At 42.5% G+C, this 19830-nt stretch carries 14 protein-coding genes and 1 tRNA gene; 12 read left to right on the top strand and 3 right to left on the bottom strand.

Going from position 1 to position 19830, the window contains the following annotated elements; genetic code table 11:
- The first annotated feature begins 101 nt into the window (after nt 1-101).
- The 4 genes from J2X69_RS12295 to J2X69_RS12280 all read left to right on the top strand — a co-directional run bounded on the left by J2X69_RS12295 (nt 102) and on the right by J2X69_RS12280 (nt 8948).
- Nucleotides 102-2285 carry a TIM-barrel domain-containing protein gene (locus J2X69_RS12295; RefSeq protein ID WP_310103656.1) on the top strand — a complete coding sequence of 728 codons (2184 nt, stop codon included), beginning with the start codon at nt 102-104 and terminating at the stop codon, nt 2283-2285.
- Nucleotides 2286-2385: 100 nt separating this feature from the next.
- Entirely contained in the window at nt 2386-3510 is a 1125-nt protein-coding gene (locus tag J2X69_RS12290; RefSeq protein WP_310103655.1) for an alginate lyase family protein, read from the top strand.
- A 195-nt stretch (nt 3511-3705) separates the two neighbouring features.
- The gene (locus J2X69_RS12285; protein WP_310103653.1) at nt 3706-4596 is read left to right on the top strand and encodes an AraC family transcriptional regulator; all 891 of its coding nucleotides are present in this window, start codon (nt 3706-3708) and stop codon (nt 4594-4596) included.
- Nucleotides 4597-4676: 80 nt separating this feature from the next.
- On the top strand, nt 4677-8948 hold the full coding sequence (locus J2X69_RS12280; protein ID WP_310103651.1) for a two-component regulator propeller domain-containing protein: 4272 nt from the start codon (nt 4677-4679) through the stop codon (nt 8946-8948).
- Between the two features lie 386 nt (nt 8949-9334).
- On the opposite strand, the gene J2X69_RS12275 is transcribed toward J2X69_RS12280, so the two are convergent.
- Nucleotides 9335-9685, bottom strand: a complete 351-nt coding sequence (locus J2X69_RS12275; RefSeq protein ID WP_310103648.1) for a GIY-YIG nuclease family protein — start codon at nt 9683-9685, stop codon at nt 9335-9337.
- Between the two features lie 42 nt (nt 9686-9727).
- Nucleotides 9728-9801 (bottom strand) — tRNA-Met (locus J2X69_RS12270).
- Between the two features lie 387 nt (nt 9802-10188).
- Between J2X69_RS12270 and J2X69_RS12265 the strand changes: the two genes are divergently transcribed.
- The 8 genes from J2X69_RS12265 (at nt 10189) to bshB1 (ending at nt 19135) form a co-directional block, all read left to right on the top strand.
- On the top strand, nt 10189-10584 hold the full coding sequence (locus J2X69_RS12265; RefSeq protein WP_310103646.1) for an START-like domain-containing protein: 396 nt from the start codon (nt 10189-10191) through the stop codon (nt 10582-10584).
- A 71-nt stretch (nt 10585-10655) separates the two neighbouring features.
- On the top strand, nt 10656-12443 hold the full coding sequence (locus J2X69_RS12260; RefSeq protein WP_310103644.1) for an LptF/LptG family permease: 1788 nt from the start codon (nt 10656-10658) through the stop codon (nt 12441-12443).
- 60 nt (nt 12444-12503) lie between these two features.
- Nucleotides 12504-12779, top strand: coding sequence for a 30S ribosomal protein S15 (gene rpsO / locus J2X69_RS12255; protein ID WP_057936311.1), 276 nt, complete (start codon nt 12504-12506; stop codon nt 12777-12779).
- A 98-nt stretch (nt 12780-12877) separates the two neighbouring features.
- On the top strand, nt 12878-15019 hold the full coding sequence (pnp, locus tag J2X69_RS12250) for a polyribonucleotide nucleotidyltransferase (protein ID WP_310103641.1): 2142 nt from the start codon (nt 12878-12880) through the stop codon (nt 15017-15019).
- A 67-nt stretch (nt 15020-15086) separates the two neighbouring features.
- A complete protein-coding gene (locus J2X69_RS12245; RefSeq protein WP_057936313.1) occupies nt 15087-15950 on the top strand; it encodes an RNA polymerase sigma factor RpoD/SigA in 864 nt (287 codons plus the stop codon).
- A gap of 185 nt (nt 15951-16135) precedes the next feature.
- Nucleotides 16136-17080, top strand: a complete 945-nt coding sequence (gene trxB, locus J2X69_RS12240; protein ID WP_310103635.1) for a thioredoxin-disulfide reductase — start codon at nt 16136-16138, stop codon at nt 17078-17080.
- 9 nt (nt 17081-17089) lie between these two features.
- Nucleotides 17090-18151 carry a M23 family metallopeptidase gene (locus J2X69_RS12235; RefSeq protein ID WP_310103633.1) on the top strand — a complete coding sequence of 354 codons (1062 nt, stop codon included), beginning with the start codon at nt 17090-17092 and terminating at the stop codon, nt 18149-18151.
- 267 nt (nt 18152-18418) lie between these two features.
- Complete coding sequence (gene bshB1, locus J2X69_RS12230) at nt 18419-19135, top strand: bacillithiol biosynthesis deacetylase BshB1 (RefSeq protein ID WP_310103631.1); 717 nt, start codon at nt 18419-18421, stop codon at nt 19133-19135.
- Here bshB1 and pdxH read toward each other — a convergent pair whose 3' ends face one another.
- Nucleotides 19136-19768, bottom strand: a complete 633-nt coding sequence (pdxH, locus tag J2X69_RS12225) for a pyridoxamine 5'-phosphate oxidase (RefSeq protein ID WP_310103629.1) — start codon at nt 19766-19768, stop codon at nt 19136-19138.
- Nucleotides 19769-19830 lie beyond the last annotated feature (62 nt).

Raw genomic sequence — 19830 nt, 5'->3', positions numbered from 1 at the left:
CACCCAGTCAGATCTACAGAAATAAACCAGATTTGATTCAGTCTTTTCAACGTCAGCGTTACATGCTGAGTTGAGCGCCAATATTCTCAAATCTACACTGTATGAATTATCCTATTTCCAGACTAGTACAAGTATTCTTATGTATTCTTCTCCTTCCTACTGTTGCCTATACCCAGCATGTCGAATGGGATGAAATAGCACCGGGGATATGGAAGGGCATAGTTGGTGTTCCGGAGGAATTTGATCTTTTGGTGGCGTCAGGAGCTACTCTTAGGCTGGAAGGACTTAAAAAAATGGAGAAATCGGATTTTCCATTTAATACTGAAGAGATTGCGGCATCGGTAGAAGGGGGCAAAACTTTCCTGCGTTTTCCCCTGGCTATCCAAGAACAGATCTATGGATTTGGTTTACAGTTCAAAACGGTTCATCAGCGCGGACAGATTCTTCAACTTCATGTGGATCACTATGGAGGTAGGGATGATGGGAGGACACATGCTCCCGTGCCTTTTTATGTCTCATCGAATGGCTATGGTGTATTTGTCAATTCGGCAAGATACATTGATGTCTATGCCGGGTCGGCTGTCAGAAAAAACAGTAAAAATGCACCTAGAGCACTTGATAGGAACACAGATAAAAACTGGACTTCCAGACCTTATTCAGATGCGGTAGAGATGCTCATACCGGCTCCCGGAATAGAAGTGTATGTCTTTGCCGGGCCCACGCCTCTGGATGCCGTTCGAAGGTTCAATCTGTTCAATGGAGGAGGGCCTATTCCACCTCGATGGGGACTTGGTTTTACACAACGGGTCCATAAGCTATATACTGCGGAGGAGGTATTGCAGGAAGCGAGTGACTTTGAAGAGAAAGGATATCCGCTTGATTTTATTGGGCTTGAGCCGGGGTGGCAGAGCAAATCCTATCCCAATACTTTTGTATGGGATGCTGGCAGATTTCCGAAGCCTAAGGAGTTTATTAGAGAATTAAAGGAGAAAGGTGTACGCATCAATCTATGGATAAATCCATACCCATCGCCTGAGTCGCCGATATACAAGCCAATTCTACCCTACACTTCTTCGCATACAGTATGGGCTGGAGTGGTTCCTGATTTCACGCTGGATACTGCGCAACGCGTGTTTTGGGGTCATTTTGAAAAAGAGCATCTTGATATCGGAGTGAGTGGCTATAAAATTGATGAGGTAGATGGATTTGACCGCTACCTATGGCCGGATGTGGCACAGTTTCCATCGGGGATCAGTGCAGAGCAGATGAGACAGACTTATGGCCTTTTGGTCCAGCGTCAGAGTGATAGCCTTTACCGTAAAAGGAATGAGCGGACCTATGGTTTGGTCAGGGCCTCAAATGCAGGCGCAACATCCTTTCCATATGTGATTTATAATGATTATTACAACCATGAGGATTTTATCACGGCGCTGATCAACAGTGGATTTTCGGGTCTCCTGTGGACTCCGGAGGCCAGAGCATCCCAGACGGGTGAAGAATGGTTGAGAAGAATGCAGACGGTAGTTTTTTCTCCTATGGCTATGGTCAATGCCTGGTCTAGTGGTACAAAACCCTGGTCATTTGAGGAAGTAGCCGAAGAGGTGCGACAACTTGCCTTGTTAAGAATGAGAATGATGCCCTACTGGTACAGTGAATTTGCAAAATATCATTTTGAGGGTACTCCACCCTTCAGGGCAATGGATCTCGAAGAGGGGTTCCATACTGGTGGTGAGCAGCGCTCAACATTGGCCGATGATGAAGTCGATCTGGAGGTGAATCCGTATGCAGAGGCCGTTAAAAAGGAAGTAAAAGACCAATACATGGCAGGAGAATACCTTTTGATAGCTCCGATTTTTACCGGGCAGACTTCCCGACAGGTGATTTTGCCACTAGGTAATTGGTATGACTTCTACACGGGCTTGTATGTCGGGAATGGTGAAGTGATCACTATTGTTCCCGAGCTGGGATTGACCCCTGTGTTTGTGAAGGATGGAGGGGTCATCCCGATGATGGAACCGCGGTTACACGCCCCGGCAAAAGGAGAATCGGTCAATTTGGAAATACGGCATTATGGCGAAAAACCGGCCGTTTATCAACTCTATGATGACGATGGCGAAAGCTTTGACTACGAGCTGGGCCACTATTCATGGAGAGAAATAAGAGTAGAATATCAAAAAAACGGAGAGCTGAAGGGAAGTATTTCTAAGGCGGAAAAAGGGAAGCCCAATTCTGTGGGTAATGTGGTATGGAGATTCATGACAGTGAAAAACTATGGTGAAAACTAAACTAATATCGAAACGGATTCAAAAAACCGGTTTGTCTTATTTGAGCATGTTCACAATCCTCCTAGGTCTTATACAGGCCTGTAATAGAAAAAATAACATTGTGGAGAAGAGTGAACAGGTGGATTTTGCGGAGAGAGCTAAAACAATTCTGTCTGAACGGGTGATCGAAATGGCCACTTGGGCATTGACTCAAGAACCTGTTACCGTGACTTCAAGTAAGTCGGAAAGAAGTGCGGGAGGAAACCACGACTTTTATTCAGAAGGAGACTATTGGTGGCCGGATCCCAATGATCCTCAAGGGCCATATGTTCAACGGGACGGGATGAGCAATCCGGAAAATTTTGTAGCGCATCGATTGGCCATGATCCGGTTCAGCAAAATCATAGGGGCATTGGCATCTGCCTATCGAATCACTGAAGAGGATCGATATGTACTTCACGCTATGAAGCATATGGATGCATGGTTTGTGGATACGGAAACGCTTATGAACCCATCCCTCACATATGCGCAGGCCATTCACGGCAGGGTGACTGGGAGGGGAATCGGCATTATTGATACCATACATCTGATGGAAGTGGCTCAGGGACTAATTGTCATGGAGGATGCAGGGGTAATGGATCCTGTGCTGGTAGCCAAGGTAAAAGACTGGTTTGGACAGTATATTGATTGGCTCGTTACCCATCCTTACGGGGCTGACGAAATGAACAAGGATAACAATCACGCCACCTGCTTTTTTATGCAACTGGCATCCTTTGCACGACTGACCAAAAATGAGGCATTATTGGATACCTGTAGACAGCGTTATTCAAATGTTCTATTGCCTGCTCAGATGGCAGAGGATGGTAGCTTCCCTAGAGAATTGGGCAGAACAAAGCCTTATGGATATTCGCTGTTCAATCTGGATGCCATGGCCACCTTGGTCCATATACTTTCTGATGATGAACATGATCTGTGGTCCTTTCAGACACCGGACGGAAAATCGATCAAAAAAGGCATCGACTTTTTAGTCCCTTATGTAAAGGAAAAGACTAAGTGGCCTTACACCAAGGATGTAATGTATTGGGAAAATTGGCCGGTAGCACATCCTTTTCTCCTGTTTGGGGCAATAGGATTGGAGCAGAAGGAGCTTTATGAGATTTGGGAAAAACTGGAGCATGATCCTCAGGGGGATGAGGTAATCAGGAATTTGCCGATCAGAAATCCTATCATCTGGATTAAAGAATGAATATGAGGTCATCGATAGAAATACGAAAAGCACTATTCGATAAACCTCAAGATTCTAAAAAAAATGTCTTGAAAGTGATGCGCATAATGGGTGCATCTTTCCGAATAATCATTCTATAAACCAAGATAGGTGTAATTCTGGGAAATGCATTACAGTAAGTGCGATGACTGATTTATAAAACAAAATGATAGACCCATGAAACCACATCTACTCACTCTTTCACATGGCTGCTTGGAATCATTCAGCGTGAAGAAAAACAACGTTCCACATCACAACGATAGGTGGCACTTCCATCACGAAATTGAGCTTATCCATTTTGTGAAAGGTGAAGGTGTACAGTTTGTCGGTGACAGTGTTAAACGGTTTAAAAATGGAGATATGGTGCTAATAGGAGCAGGATTGCCTCATTTTTGGAGGTTTGATGAGTCTTGTTTGATTAGGAATGATACCAAACCAAGTACAGAAGTCCTTCATTTTAAAGAAGATTTTTGGGGAGGTGATTTTCTGAATATTCCTGAAAACAGGATGATAAAATTTACCTTGGAGAAAGCAAAGCGGGGGATTGAGATTACAGGTGCCACAAGGAAACGGGTCAGGAAGCTTTTGGGCGTGATCACTACGGCTGAAGGGTCAGATCGAATCATTGCTCTGCTGGAAATGCTAAGTGTGATTTCGCTCTGTGAAGACGTGCACGTGCTCTCTTCGTTTGGATATCAGGAAGCTCATGCGATATCGAATACTGCGAATGATAGAATCGCAGCTGTATTGGAATATTCCTATTCCAATTTCAATAGAAAAATAGAACTTGAAGAAATAGCTGAAGTAGCCTATTTATGCCCCAATTATTTTTGCAGGTATTTCAAATCCAGAACAGGGAAGACCTACACTGCATTTTTGAATGAGATCAAAATTGGACATGCCTGTCGGCTCCTGATCGAGAATAAAGAATGCATTAAACAGATCGCCTATGACAGTGGGTTTAACAACGCCGCCAGTTTTTACAGATTTTTTAAAAGCTATACCGGTAAAAGTCCCTTGGCTTACCAAAATGAATACTTAAATAGAGACGGTGCTATAGCCGTTTGAACAGGCTCTTTTGGTGGAAGGACAGGAAGGCCAATTAATATAAAATTCGTAAATTCATCACGATACAATTGCCCAAAATAATGAATCCTTATCGCCTCTTTGTGCTTGCCATAGTGCTGGTTTGCTGCTTGCATCTTGATATCCAGGCTCAGATTATCCAATCAAAATTCACACATCTGGATGTGAACGATGGGTTGTCTCAGGGAAGTGTGTATGCGATCTGCCAGGACTATACCGGTTTGATCTGGATCGGGACCCGTGATGGCTTGAATAAATACGATGCTAGAAAATTTACAGTCTATAGGAACCTGCAGGGTGATTCCACTTCTCTCTCGGATAATTACGTCATATCGATGCTGGAAGACAGCAAGCATCGTCTGTGGGTGGGAACCTATTATGGATTGAACGTATTTGATCGGGACAAAGACCAGTTTGAGAGGATTGCACTCAAAGATTTCAAAGGGGTAGTTTTACATTCCCAACCCATTATTTATTCCATTTTTGAGGATGGGAGCGGAACGCTATGGATCTCAACAGGCAAAGGTGTCTTCAGGATTGATGAGGGAAAAAACGATGCGGAATTGGTGTTTCATTCCACACTGTTTCCCAATGATTCTATCCCGAGTAATCTGGTGCAGTTCGTTTACCGCGACAGTGAAGAGCTGCTTTGGATATGTACTGAGGCAGGACTATATGTGATGCAGGAAGATGATGATCAGGGTAAATTGACGTTCAGGCATGCGTTTTTCGGAGGGGGAGATGGACAGGCTTTAAATGACCAGAACACCACTATTGTGGAAGAAGTCAGCGAGGGAATTCTTTGGATCGGTACTAAGAAAGGGGGAATCAACAGCTATGATAAGAGCACGGGTAAGTTTTCGTATATCACCCATGACCCCAAAAATCCTAATGGGCTACTAAATAATGAGATAAGATCAATTTTCAAAGATGTTCGGGGAGGGTATTGGATCGGCACATTTGGCGGACTCAATTATTATTCAAAGGAAGGTCTTTGGCAAAGGTTTGTGTCAGATCAAAAGAATCCCTATTCCCTGAGTCATAATTCAGTACGGCCTGTTTTTCAGGACAGGAAAGGAGCGGTTTGGGTGGGGACATTTTTCGGCGGAGTGAGCGTTTTGGACAGTGATATCCCCAGATTTGATAATTATACACATTCCCCCTACGTGCCCAGTCTCAGCCACCATGTGATCAGCAGAATCCTTCTGGCAAGCGAGGATGGCAATGAACTTTGGATAGGTACAGAAGGAGGAGGACTCAATTACCTGGATCGGAAAAAAAATACGTTTAAGTACTACGCATATGAGGAAAACAATCCTGCCTCACTCAGCCATGACAATGTAAAATCGCTTTATCTGGATAAGTCTGACAACTTATGGATAGGTACCTATCTGGGTGGGATCAATCTGTTAAGGAAAGGAACGGAGTCCTTTATCCGTATTGCACATGAACCAGGAAGGAGTTCGTCCCTTTCACACAACAGTGTATATGCTATTGCGGAGGATGAAGAAGGAAACTTTTGGTTCGGTACTTACGGCGGTGGATTGAATTTTATGGCCAGGGACAGCGAAAATCACTTTGAACGCTATTCTCCCTCTAGTAGTGGAAAGTACTTTATAAGCTCTGAATGGATCCGCTCTCTTGATTTTGATTCAAAAGGCAACCTTTGGGTGGGATCAGAGGAAGGACTCAACGTCCTATGGAAAGGGGCTGAGGAATTTCAGACTTTTCGGTTTTCCCTGGAAAACCCCAAAAGCATAAGTGGAAATGTGATTATCAGTGTGTTTGAAGATAGTAAGGGCAGGATTTGGATTGGAACCTATAAAAACGGACTGAATCTTTATCATCCGGAGGATGGGTCTTTTTCAGGATACGGTGTGGAGGATGGGCTTCCCGGCAACAATATTTTTGGTATAGCGGAAGATGGTAAGGGGGATTTGTGGCTGAGTACGAATTACGGCATAAGTAGGTTCAGTCCGGATTCGGGGACGACCAGAAACTTCAATATTGAGGACGGAATCAGCGGGAATGAGTTCGTTATGGGTTCCTATTGTATGTTAAATACCGGTGAGATAGCATTCGGGGGATTTCAGGGATTGACGGTTTTTCATCCGGATAGTTTACGATCTAATACCTACGTCCCACCGGTTATTCTAACTGATTTTAAACTTTTCAACAAATCTGTCCCACCGGGAGATGGGAGGATTTTGTCAAACCATATAGCTGAGACAGAAGAGCTGGTATTACGGCACAACCAAAATGTGTTTTCGGTCGAATTTTCTGCACTGAATTATCTTTTGCCCAGTAAAAACCGCTATGCCTACAAGCTGACTGGATTTGAAGAAGATTGGAATTATGTGGATAATCCTGTGGCCTCCTATACCAACCTGAACGCCGGTAGTTACACATTGATGGTAAAAGGATCCAATAACGACGGATTGTGGAATGAGGTGCCTCGGCTACTTTCCATCAAAGTGCTACCTCCGCTCTGGAAAACATGGTGGGCCTTCTTGATTTATGGTTTACTCATGGTAAGTGGTGTCTTGCTTTTGGTCCGGTTTACTAAAATACGGTCCAAACTGGAACAAAATCTATATATAGAGCAGCTGGAGAAAGAACGGCAGAAGGAAATGAATGAAATTAAGCTCAATTTTTTCACCAATATTTCCCATGAATTTCGAACACCGCTTACCTTGATACTGACTCCTCTTGACCGTATTCTGGCCGATATGGATCTAAATAGAGAGAGTAAGACAATGCTGGAATCGATCCGACAAAGCGGATTTAGGCTACTGAGATTGGTTAATCAGTTGCTTGATTTTCGTAAGCAAGAAACGGGGAATATGGAAATCAGGGCAACCAGAGAAGACTTAGTAGGCTTTCTGAAAGAAGTATTTCTGACCTTTAGGTATTATGCCAACGAAAAGAAAATCAATTTGACTTTTGAATCGGAGGAAGAAGCCATCCAAGTCTACTTTGATCGGGACATGATTGAAAAGGTAATTGTCAACTTGCTCTCCAATTCTATAAAGTATACAGAGCAGGGGGGGAAGGTATGCCTGAAGGTAGGGAAAAGTAAACCAAACACAGGATTTCCCGAGGGTTCGGCGTTTTTTACAGTAGAGGATAATGGCAGGGGAATCCCCTCACAGGATCTGGAAACTGTATTTGACTGCTTTTATCAAGTTAGTGATAAATTTAGCAGATCAAGAGGTCGGGAAAACAGTTCGGGGATAGGGCTAGCTTTGGCTAAGGGCTTAGTGAAGGAGCATAAAGGCACCATTGAAGTAGAAAGCAATAATCAAGAAGATAAGGAAAAACGTTATACTAGATTTACAGTAACTATCCCGCTGGGGAATAGGCATTTAAAATCAGATCAGATTGATGTTGAAGAATACGATGTGCTGAGGGATATACGGACACTAGATGGGGAACTGTTGGGGCACTTACATTATGATATACTGAATTTATCGGCAGTATCAGAAACTGGACAGGATACCAAAACAAGACAGGAAAACAAACCTCTGTTGGTAATTGTAGAAGATAATGAGGAGGTAAGGGCTCTGGTAGGAGAGAGTTTGTCAGACATCTATCAGGTGGTGGTCGCTGCAGATGGGCTTGAAGGCTGGGAAAGAATCCAGAGATATATTCCGGATTTAATTATCAGTGATGTGATGATGCCTCATTCGGATGGACTTGAATTACTCTCAAAAGTAAAAAAGGATATTAGAACCAACCATATCCCTGTAATTTTGCTGACTGCAAGGTCATCCGCAGATTACCTTGTGTTGGGGCTGAGTCAAGGAAGTGATGATTACATTACAAAGCCGTTCAGTCTGAATGTGCTCAAACTGAAAATAGAGAATCTTCTTTCAGGAAGAGAAAATTTGAGAAAGAAGTTTATAAGGGAATATTTGCTTCATCCAAAAGAGGAGCAGCCTTCTATGGAATGTCCCGAAAAAGAATTTCTAAAAAAGGGGATTTCTATTGTTGAGGCTAATTTGGGTGAGGAAAAATTGAGTGTAAGTCTTCTGGTAACCGAGCTTGGAGTTAGTAGGCCGGTCTTGTACCGGAAAATTAAGCAATTGACAGGTTTGAATGTGATCGAATTGATCAATCATATAAGGCTACGAAAAGCTGCCCAGTTTCTTGTTTCCGGACAATGGACCATCAGTGAAGTAGCCTATAAGACTGGGTTCAATGATCCTAAGTATTTTGGAAAAACCTTCAAAGCCCAGTTTGGCAAGTCGCCTTCAGAGTATATAGCTGAAAACGGAAATCAAGACCTATTAGGCCCTTCAAAGGAAAAACTGACCATCGATGATATAGGCTAAAACAGCCCATCGGTCGTTTTAGAGCAAAATCATCCCATAGAATGAACGATTTTTTTCTAAGTCTGTGGAGGATTCCTGCCATCTTTGGGTCAAATACTTGGGGGAAATGAAAAAAGAAAAACTAAAATCGGTGTTAAGTCTGGGAGGATTGAAGGAATGGATCATCATCCTTCTGTTGGTAGCTTTGACTCTATTTGTTATTTATATCATTTAGTACAGTTTAAAGTGATCACTATTTCACATGCAGATCAATTTTGGGTTGTTGATATCCCGGGTAAAACAACTTCTGAAAGCATACAATAGTGCTGGGGAAAAAAGAAATACACTCCTCAGAAACTACGAATTTATTCATAGAATATAAAAAAGACTTCCGTTTCCGAAAGCCTTTAGTAGTCCCGAAGGATTTCGGGAGGAGTTGAACCCGTGTCCGCCGCGCCTGTGCGCCGTGGCGTAGCGGATATGAATCCTGCGCTTAATAATATATGGAGTGGAATTACGTGGTTCCGTAGCCATTCACGCCCTCTTCCTGATTCAAGTTCTTTTTCACGCAACAAAGCTTCTCTTTTAGCTTGGAAGAACTCTACATGAATCACAATCCACGGCCTGTATCTTATTGTATATCCTTTGGTTGATTTGGAATTGTGAAAGTGAAATCTTGTGATTAAATCCGAAGTCATTCCCGTGTAGGTCCTGCCTGATGATTTGGAAAGAAGAACATACACAACGAATTCATCCATAAGTAAAAATAAAAAAAGGCCTCCGTTTCCGAAAGCCTTTAGTAGCGAGGACGGGAGTTGAACCCGTGACCTCAGGGTTATGAATCCTGCGCTCTAACCAACTGAGCTACCTCGCCAAATATCTTATTATACCAATCAGAAGAAACTTTATTTCTCCAAGGGAGTTGAACCCGTGTCCGCCGCGCCTGTGCGCCGTGGCGTAGCGGATATGAATCCTGCTCCCGATAGCCATCGGGATACCTCGCCAAATATAGTTTAAGGTCGGTTCAATGACTTCAAACAATTCTCTTATCTATACGAAACATTTTTTGGGTATTGATTTTTGAAATTAATGCCTATATTAAAGCATATTCATCCATCAATTGATTAGTTGAGAAACATTTATCATCAACTCTGAAACCCTCCCTTTCAAATGGGAATGCAAATATGAGGTCTTGTATTGTGAAAAGCAAGTTGACGTTCTTTAAAAAAATGATTTTTTACATCCTGTAAAAGCGATTATCATGGTTAAAAACAAGTTTGTGGCTGATTATCAAATCAATGCCTCCAAAAAAATAGTATTCCATTATTTGAGTACCGCAAGTGGGTTAGAAGAGTGGTTTGCCGATGAAGTGAAAATAACTGAGGACAAGAATTACATTTTCAATTTTGACAGCGAAGATCACTATGCCCGGCTAGCTTCTCAACGAAGTAATTCCCATGTCAAGTTTGAATTTTATGATCCTAAAAATCCGGATGAACCCGACCATGCCTTTATAGAATTTAAGCTGGAAGAAAACGACCTTACCCAAACGCTGTTTTTAAAAGTGATTGATTACTCTGATAGCTACGATGATGAAGAGCTAATTGCGATATGGGAAGGGATGATCGGAAGATTGAAAGATATTATTGGTGGATAATCTCGATGGATTTCACCAAATTTGAACTTCGGCTTCAAGGCTTCGTATTTGCCTAGTGAGCGGTTTGAATAATGAAAAAACTAGATAAACTTATACTTGGGTCCTTTTTAGGCCCATTTTTATTGACTTTTATTGTCGTGGATTTCATCCTGTTGACCGTCAACATGCTGAAATATTTCGATGAGATTTTTGGGAAAGGTCTGAGTTTTTGGATTTACATGGAACTGATAGGGTATTTTGTTATCAGTATTTCTCCCATGGCTCTTCCATTGGCAGTGTTGTTGTCCAGTTTGATGACTTTTGGAAATCTTGGGGAGCATTTCGAGCTCACGGCTATCAAAAGCAGTGGAATCTCCTTGCTGCGGGCATTGAGACCGATAGGGGTTTTTGTGATTGTGTTGTCTTTTGCCGCATACCTATCCAATAATTACCTGGTACCGAAAGTAAATCTTAAGACTTTCAGCTTACTCTACGACATCCGGATGAAATCTCCTGCACTGGATATCAAAGCGGGTGTATTCTATGACGGTATTCCCGGATACAGCATCAAAGTCAATGAAAAAGTAGGGGAGTATGGACTCAGGGATATATTGATCTATAGCCATAATGCCGGGCAGGCGGGCAACTTGGAAGTCACGCTTGCAGACTCGGGTAGGATGGAGCCGTTTTTCAGTGAGAATTACATGAAGCTTACCTTGTTTCATGGGATAAACTACAATGAACCCAAACAAGCTAGGGGAATCAACGAAAAACCGGGAGAGTTCAACAGAGCGTCATTTGATAAAAATGAGATCGTTTTTGATTTGAACAATACCTTCAAGCTCAACCGGACAACTGAAGATGCTTGGTCTACAAACAGGTCTATTAAGAACATATCCCAGATTAAACTTGGACTTGATTCAATTGGGACATTGGTCAATGAACAGCGGTACCAAAATTACCAGACAGCTGAAAATGTCTATCCTTTCTTTACAAGGGATAGAAAATTCAAGCCTGCGGCAGATATTCTGGAGCGCAAAGCTTTGGATGACTCAATAAGAATACATAGAATGAGAAGGGAAAAGGCTTTGGCGGATTCACTCGATCAGGTAAAGAAACTAGCCCAAAAAGACACCACTTCCAATTTGACAGACAACCCGGAATCAAGAATTCTCACTTCAGAAATTGATGTGGACAGTTCCGTTAAAAGGCCTGTGGTTGCTTCCAGTAAAGTACCGGCAAGTGATTCACTCTTTTTTTCATCTGATAGTGGGGAAAAGATAAGTGCCGATGTCGCCGAGCCGGACAGCAATCCGGAGGTGGTTCCCGGTGTAGCTATGAAAACAGTCCGGACAGCAGCTCTGACAGACGAGGAGCGGGAGAGGATCGATTCGGTTGTCACTAATCGGGGATATAAAAAAAGTGCAACTACTATGGCATTGAACAATGCCAGAAATCTAAAAAACACCTTTGGCGTCAAGAAATCCCAAATCGACAATTATCAGCGGGATTATAGAAGGTTTGAGATAGCGTGGTATCAAAAATATACCCAAGCCATTGCTTGTTTTGTGATGTTTTTGATAGGCGCACCGCTTGGAGCAATCATCAAAAAAGGAGGGTTGGGAATGCCTGTCTTGATTTCTATTATTTTCTTCATCGTTTACTATATGATTACGATGACAGGTGAGAAGTGGGCAAAAGAGGGGGTGGTTGATCCCTTATTCGGCACTTTCTTCTCCATTATCTGTTTACTGCCCTTTGGTTTGTTTTTCATCAAGCAGGCTAGAAAGGATGCTAGATTGTTTGAGCCTGATTTTTATATAAGTGCGTGGCAAGGCATTCAGAAGTACATTAAAGTTCTTCGCCCAAAAGCGAATTAAGCTTTCATTTTCTCAAAATAAATCCTACCTTTGTGGTTGTTTTACAAAATTTAGCTAAACATGTATTTATCCTCAGAGATTAAAGAAGAGTTATTTAAGAATCATGGACGGTTAAAATCTGCTACTGACACAGGATCTCCTGAGTCACAGATTGCCCTCTTTACACACAGAATCAAGCATTTGACTGAGCATTTGAAGTCAAATAAGAAGGATCACTCCTCAAGACTTGGTTTGCTGAAGCTGGTAGGTAAGAGAAGAAGCCTATTGGATTACCTTCACAAGAAAGAAATCGAGCGATACAGATCAATCATCGCCGAGCTAGGAATCAGAAAATAACCAAACTAGTAAGGTTCTCATTCGAGAGAACCTTACTTTTTTATTTTTAAGGTTATACGAGCACTTTTATCACTAACGACGCAAACAAACAATCATTTATGTTACCGAACTTAATCACCAAGACCATCACCCTGGAAGATGGCAGAGAAATTATAATAGAAACCGGTGCATTGGCAAAGCAGGCCGATGGATCAGTAGTAGTGAAGATGGGAAAAGCTATGCTTTTGGCTACAGCAATGTCCAAGAAAGAAGCTGGAGAAGGAGTGGATTTTTTACCTATGTCTGTTGACTACCAAGAGAAATTTGCTTCATCAGGGAAGATTCCCGGAGGATTTTTGAAGAGAGAAGGAAGACTTTCCGATTACGAGATTTTGATTAGCCGTATCGTAGATAGAGCTATTCGCCCTATTTTCCCGGATGATTATCATGCAGATACCCAGATCGCTATTACATTAATCAGTGGAGACGAGGATGTGCTTCCTGACGCATTGGCCGGTCTTGCTGCTTCCGCTGCTTTGGCTGTTTCCGATATCCCTTTCAATGGCCCTATATCTGAAGTTCGTGTAGCGAAAATCGATGGCAAATTGAAGATTAATCCCACTCCAACAGAGTTGGAAAAAGCTTCTTTGGAATTTATCGTGGCAGGTTCGCTGGAATTTATCTTAATGGTAGAGGGCGAAGCCAATGAGATTCAGGAAGAAGAGATGCTGGAAGCAATGCAATATGCCCATGAGGAAATCAAGAGACATTGCCAAGCCCAAATCGAGCTGACCAAGCTTGTAGGCAAGGAAGTAAAAAGAGAATACAATCACGAGAAGTCTGATCCGGCACTTTTCGATAGGATGAAAGCTGAAGTTTACGACAAGCTTTATGCATCAGTGAGCAAGCAAATTGCCAATAAATCTGAGCGTTCGGCTTTGGTCAAAGAGATCAAAGAAGAATTTGTTTCTAATTTGGGTGAAGAGCATGAGTTCGAAGCAAGTCTTATCGGACCATATTTCAGCAAAATCCATAAGGAAGCCGCTAGAAATTTGACTTTGAATGAGAAGAAAAGATTGGATGGCAGAAGACTTGACGAAGTAAGACCAATCTGGTCTGTGGTAGATTACTTGCCGTCTGCGCATGGCTCTGCAGTATTCACCAGAGGTGAAACCCAATCACTTACCACCTGTACTTTGGGTACAAAGATGGACGAAATGATGGTAGACGGTGCGACCATTTCCGGCTACAACAAATTCTACCTTCACTATAATTTCCCGGGATTCTCTACGGGCGAGGTAAAAATAAACAGAGGACCGGGGAGAAGAGAAGTAGGTCATGGCAACCTTGCCATGAGAGCTTTGAAAAAAGTGCTTCCTCCGGCTGACGAAAATCCATATACTATCCGTATCGTTTCTGATATTTTGGAATCTAACGGTTCATCTTCTATGGCTACTGTTTGTGCGGGTTCTTTGGCATTGATGGATGCCGGTATCCCTATCAAATCTGCCGTGACAGGTATAGCTATGGGTATGATCTCTGACGCCACCACAGGTAAATATTCTATCCTGTCTGATATTTTGGGAGACGAAGATCACTTGGGTGATATGGATTTCAAAGTGACCGGTACGGCTAAAGGAATCACTGCTTGCCAGATGGATTTGAAAGTAGAAGGACTGGATTACTCTGTATTAAAAGAAGCTTTGCTTCAGGCTAAAGACGGAAGGCTTCATATTTTGGAGGAAATCACCAAGACGCTTGCTGCTCCTAAGAGTGAATTGAAACCTCATACTCCAAGATCATTTGTCATGTTCATTCCTAAGGAATTGATCGGTGCGGTGATAGGACCCGGCGGTAAAGTGATTCAGGAGATCCAGAAGGATACCGGAGCTACCATCGTGATCGAAGAAATAGACAATCAGGGTAAAATCAATATCTTTTCTGCTAATCAAGATAAACTTAATGCTGCGCTTTCCCGTATCAAATCGATTGTGGCTCAGCCTGAAATAGGAGAGGTTTATACAGGTAAAGTGAAAAACATTCAACCTTTTGGTGCCTTTGTGGAATTTATGCCGGGCAAGGATGGTTTACTTCATATCTCCGAGATCAAGCATGAGCGTGTAGAAACCATGGATGGTGTACTTGAGCCCGGAGAAGAAATACAGGTTAAATTGATCGATGTCGACAAGAAAACCGGCAAATTCAAGCTTTCAAGAAAGGCTTTATTGCCAAAACCTGAAAAACAAGCACCCAGTGCATAAGGTTAATCGATACAATTGATTAATTTGATTCTCTTAAACTATTAAATTTCACAAATCATATTCCTGAATGAGGCAGCTAAAGATTAGCAAACAGATTACCAACAGAGAAAGTCAATCCCTGGATAAATATCTTCAAGAGATTGGAAAAGTTGACCTGTTGACAGCAGACGAAGAGGTAGTTCTGGCCAAGCGAATTAGAGAAGGTGACCAATTGGCACTCGAAAAATTGACTAAAGCCAACCTTCGATTTGTAGTATCAGTTGCCAAGCAGTACCAGAACCAAGGACTTTCTTTGGGAGATTTGATCAATGAGGGTAACCTTGGCTTGATCAAAGCTGCACAGCGATTTGATGAAACCCGTGGATTTAAATTCATCTCCTATGCCGTATGGTGGATTAGACAATCTATCCTACAGGCGCTTGCGGAGCAGTCAAGAATTGTACGTCTTCCTTTGAACAGAGTAGGTTCATTGAATAAGATCAGCAAGACTTTCAGTGAGTTGGAGCAGAAGTTTGAGCGTGAGCCATCCCCTGAGGAGCTGGCGGAAGTGCTTGAGGTAACTGCCAATGAGGTAGTGGATACTATGAAGATCTCCGGCCGTCACGTATCTATGGATGCACCATTCGTCCAGGGTGAAGAAAACAGCCTGTTGGATGTCTTGGAGAATGACGGAGACGAGAAGCCTGATGATGGCTTGATGAATGATTCCCTTCGTAAAGAAGTTCAGCGCGCACTTTCCACATTGACCCAGAGAGAAGCTGATGTAATCACGCTTTACTTCGGACTGAATGGTGAGCATGCGATGACTTTGGAAGAGATCGGAGAAAAATTCAATCTTACCAGAGAGCGGGTACGACAAATCAAAGAGAAAGCAATCCGCCGACTGAGACATACTTCCCGTAGTAAGACGCTAAAACCTTACCTCGGATAAGTAAGCATATAATATAAAAGGGGGTTTTTTAACCCCCTTTTTTTATTTCATCACAATTTGCTCTTGTATCTGCGGATAGATAAGATTATTCCCAAAAGCCAAAAGCTTAGGGAATTTTAACAACATGCAACTTTGTTACCAGAGTAGAATTCTTAAAATTTGCCCGATTTAATATATTCCTATTAATGAAACCAGAAATTGAAAAAGTAAAGGTTTTGATCATTGGATCAGGACCGGCAGGTTATACTGCTGCTATATACGCTTCCAGAGCAGGACTTTCTCCTGTTTTATACACAGGCGGACAGCCGGGTGGTCAGCTGACCATTACAAATGATGTGGAAAATTACCCCGGATACCCGAATGGTGTGGCGGGTCCTGAGATGATGGAGGACTTTAGAAAACAAGCAGAACGCTTTGGTTCTCAGGTGAGATATGGACTGGCTACAAGTGTGGATTTCTCTACTAAGCCACATACGGTGATTATCGATGAGCAAGTCACTATCCATGCAGATACAGTTTTGATTTCCACAGGAGCCTCTGCCAAATGGCTGGGACTCGAAAGTGAAAACAGGCTGAACGGAAAAGGTGTTTCTGCCTGCGCGGTATGTGATGGGTTCTTTTTCAGAGGACAGGAAGTTGCAGTAGTTGGGGCAGGGGATACAGCTTGCGAGGAAGCTTCCTATTTGTCCAACATATGCAGCAAAGTCTACATGATCGTTCGTAAAGATGAGATGCGTGCTTCTCAGATTATGCAAAAACGTGTCATGAACAATCCAAAGATCGAAATCCTCTGGAATACAGAGACAGATGAGATCTTGGGTGGTGATGAAGTAAATGGTGTAAGAATCTTTAATAATAAAACAGGAGAAAAATCAGAAATCGCTATTTCTGGCTTCTTTGTTGCTATTGGTCATCAACCAAACACCGGCATATTCAAGGATTTTATTCACATGGATGAGGCCGGTTATATCAAAACTATCCCAGGAAGTACTAAAACCAACGTTGAAGGTGTGTTCGCTTGTGGAGATGCGCAGGATAACATCTACCGACAAGCAGTCACTGCTGCCGGTACAGGATGTATGGCTGCCCTGGATGCTGAGCGGTATTTGGCTGAGTTCGAGAATGATTAAACCCAATAAATGAGGTATTCAATCCTATTTGTAGTCTTTTGTATATGTCTGAGCATTGGCGCTTTAAATGCCAATGCTCAAATTTTTCCTAAGATTATTAAGAAAAACACCGCCCCCCCAACCTCCGGGGTAAGTCAGGAGAGGAAAAGTATAGAGCTGAGAACATTCGACCAGGAATCTTATCTTAGGACACTATCTTCAGTCACTGACTCTATTATCTTCGAAAATAATGTGAATTTAAGCCGGGTTCGATCTATTATAAGTGAGGATCAGAATATTATCATTTGGGCTCCCACGAATCAGCTGGTCAAAGTATCTGAGCAGATTCAAATTGATAGTATTTGGGTTACGGCATTTGAATATTACTCCTCTTGGGATTCCAATAAAATTGATATTTACAATTTTGATCCAAAGACCTTTACCGATACGGTAAACATCCGTCTATATGACGAATTTTTTGGATACAACTGGAAAATGCCTTTAGATAAAACCCCTATCACATCTTCTTATGGGTATAGATGGAGACGGTGGCACTATGGAACAGATCTGGACCTGGATACAGGTGATCCGGTGTATAGCGGTTTTGATGGGATAGTCCGCATAAAATCCTATGACAGGTACGGATATGGGTATTACATAGTAGTACGGCACAAGAACGGCTTAGAGACAGTCTATGGACATTTGTCCCGACAGCTGGTGGATGTAGGACAGGAAGTAAGGGCAGGGGATTTGATAGCCAAGGGCGGTAATACGGGAAGAAGTACCGGCTCGCACCTACACTATGAGCTTCGGTATCGGGGCTTGGCATTTGATGCAGAGAAGGTGTATGATTTTCCGGGATATAAAATCCGGGGACAGAACTATTTAATCACCCCGGGGCTTTTTAGTAATACTGTTCAGGCAAAAGCAAGTGTTCCTGCAAGGACTAACGCTTATCATAAAGTGAAAAAAGGTGAAAATTTGGGATCTATTGCGCGTAAATATGGTGTGTCGGTAAGTTCTCTCACCAAGCTGAATGGAATCTCCACACGTACCATATTAAGTATAGGTCAAAACTTACGTATACGCTAAGAAAAAAACAATTATAATCACATGAAATCGGGCATGTCGAAGACGACACACAACTTGTCCCGAACCTGCCTACCGCAGGCAGGCTTGTTTCGGGAGAGGGATGATTATTCGCCGTGCGAGATTCTCCCGAATCAAGTTCGGGACAGGCTATCTGTCCTTTAAAAATCAAAAAATAATCAGATGAAATGCCCATGAGAAAGTCTTCTCACACAGGGGGATGATTATCTAGGGCATTCCATCTGACCAAAAAAATCAAATTATAAACAGATGAAACTGGATATATTGGTATTTGCAGCGCATCCCGATGATGCAGAACTGGGTTGCTCGGGAACGATCGCTGCTCATGTAGCACTAGGACACAAAGTAGGGATAGTGGATTTTACACATGGAGAAATGGGAACGCGTGGTACTCCTGAATTACGTCTTCAGGAAGCGGAAACATCCGGTAAAATATTGAAGCTTTCCGCAAGAGAGAATATGGGGTTCAAGGATGTGTATTTTCAAAATGATGAAGCCCATCAGGTGAAACTGATAGAAATGATCAGAAAATACAGGCCTGAGATTGTTTTGGCCAATGCAGTATCAGATAGGCATCCTGATCATGGCAAGGGATCCAGCCTAGCCACTACGGCTTGTTTTATGAGCGGACTCCGCAAGATTGAAACTCAGATTGACGGTGTCCGGCAGGAAGCATGGCGACCAAAATATGTATATCACTATATACAAAACAATTACATTGAGCCTGATTTTGTCATGGATATCACTCCTTACTGGCAAACAAAAATCGATAGTATTTTGGCATTTCAGTCTCAGTTCTACGATCCATCAAGCGAAGAACCTGCAAGTTTTATTTCAGATCCTGATTTTCTTCCATTTATCGAGGCAAGAGCCAGAGAGTTTGGACACAAAATCCTAGCAAAATATGGAGAAGGATTTACTGTGGAGCGAATGATAGGAACCGATAATCTCTTTGGGCTAAAGTAATCAGGGAGCTAATCTGGTAATACTCCATTTGCCATCCTGAAATTCGTATTTGATTCTGTCATGTAGTCTGCTTGGTCTACCTTGCCAGAACTCAATAGTGGATGGCATCAATCGGTAGCCGCCCCAATGAGGGGGACGATCCATAGCTTTATTTTCAAATTGTTTTTCGATGTCTAGTTGACTGGCGTTTAAATCTTCCCTTGAACTGATAGGTTGACTTTGTGGGGAGACCCAGGCTCCGATCTGGGAGCCAAGGGGTCTGGAGAAAAAATAGGTATCAGATTCTTCTGCAGTAACTTTTTCTACTTTGCCCCGGACCCTCACTTGGCGCTCGAGCTCAGGCCAGAAAAACGTCAAGGAAGCCGAATTGTGCATTTCCAATTCTTTACCTTTTTGGCTCTGATAATTGGTAAAAAACACAAACCCCGTATCCACACCTTTCAACAACAGGATTCTCGCATTGGGGGTGCCATCCAGTCCCAAAGTAGAGACAGTCATTGCGTTAACTTCCAGAACTTCAGCCTTTAAAGCCTCCTCAAACCATACCTCAAATTGGGCCATTGGATTTGAGTTTACATCACTGATATCCAGAGATTTGATAGAATAGTCTTTACGTATTGCTGAAATGTCCATGGGAGTTTGTTAGTCAATAAAATCTTTCATATAAAATTACCATTGGCATTGCATTTAAAAAA

It is taken from the genome of Algoriphagus sp. 4150 (genome assembly GCF_031457395.1).
Lineage (GTDB): Bacteria > Bacteroidota > Bacteroidia > Cytophagales > Cyclobacteriaceae > Algoriphagus.
Note: the sequence above shows the minus strand (reverse complement) of the source record. Positions and strands in the feature narration are given on the sequence as shown.

Excerpts from the sequence above, each read along its gene's own strand:
- J2X69_RS12275 (WP_310103648.1), bottom strand. The coding sequence starts at position 9,685 with ATGGATGAATTCGTTGTGTATGTTCTTCTTTCCAAATCATCAGGCAGG.
- rpsO (WP_057936311.1), top strand. The coding sequence starts at position 12,504 with ATGTATTTATCCTCAGAGATTAAAGAAGAGTTATTTAAGAATCATGGA.
- bshB1 (WP_310103631.1), top strand. The coding sequence starts at position 18,419 with ATGAAACTGGATATATTGGTATTTGCAGCGCATCCCGATGATGCAGAA.
- J2X69_RS12265 (WP_310103646.1), top strand. The coding sequence starts at position 10,189 with ATGGTTAAAAACAAGTTTGTGGCTGATTATCAAATCAATGCCTCCAAA.
- pnp (WP_310103641.1), top strand. The coding sequence starts at position 12,878 with ATGTTACCGAACTTAATCACCAAGACCATCACCCTGGAAGATGGCAGA.
- J2X69_RS12295 (WP_310103656.1), top strand. The coding sequence starts at position 102 with ATGAATTATCCTATTTCCAGACTAGTACAAGTATTCTTATGTATTCTT.
- trxB (WP_310103635.1), top strand. The coding sequence starts at position 16,136 with ATGAAACCAGAAATTGAAAAAGTAAAGGTTTTGATCATTGGATCAGGA.
- J2X69_RS12235 (WP_310103633.1), top strand. The coding sequence starts at position 17,090 with ATGAGGTATTCAATCCTATTTGTAGTCTTTTGTATATGTCTGAGCATT.
- J2X69_RS12280 (WP_310103651.1), top strand. The coding sequence starts at position 4,677 with ATGAATCCTTATCGCCTCTTTGTGCTTGCCATAGTGCTGGTTTGCTGC.
- J2X69_RS12245 (WP_057936313.1), top strand. The coding sequence starts at position 15,087 with ATGAGGCAGCTAAAGATTAGCAAACAGATTACCAACAGAGAAAGTCAA.
- J2X69_RS12285 (WP_310103653.1), top strand. The coding sequence starts at position 3,706 with ATGAAACCACATCTACTCACTCTTTCACATGGCTGCTTGGAATCATTC.
- J2X69_RS12260 (WP_310103644.1), top strand. The coding sequence starts at position 10,656 with ATGAAAAAACTAGATAAACTTATACTTGGGTCCTTTTTAGGCCCATTT.
- pdxH (WP_310103629.1), bottom strand. The coding sequence starts at position 19,768 with ATGGACATTTCAGCAATACGTAAAGACTATTCTATCAAATCTCTGGAT.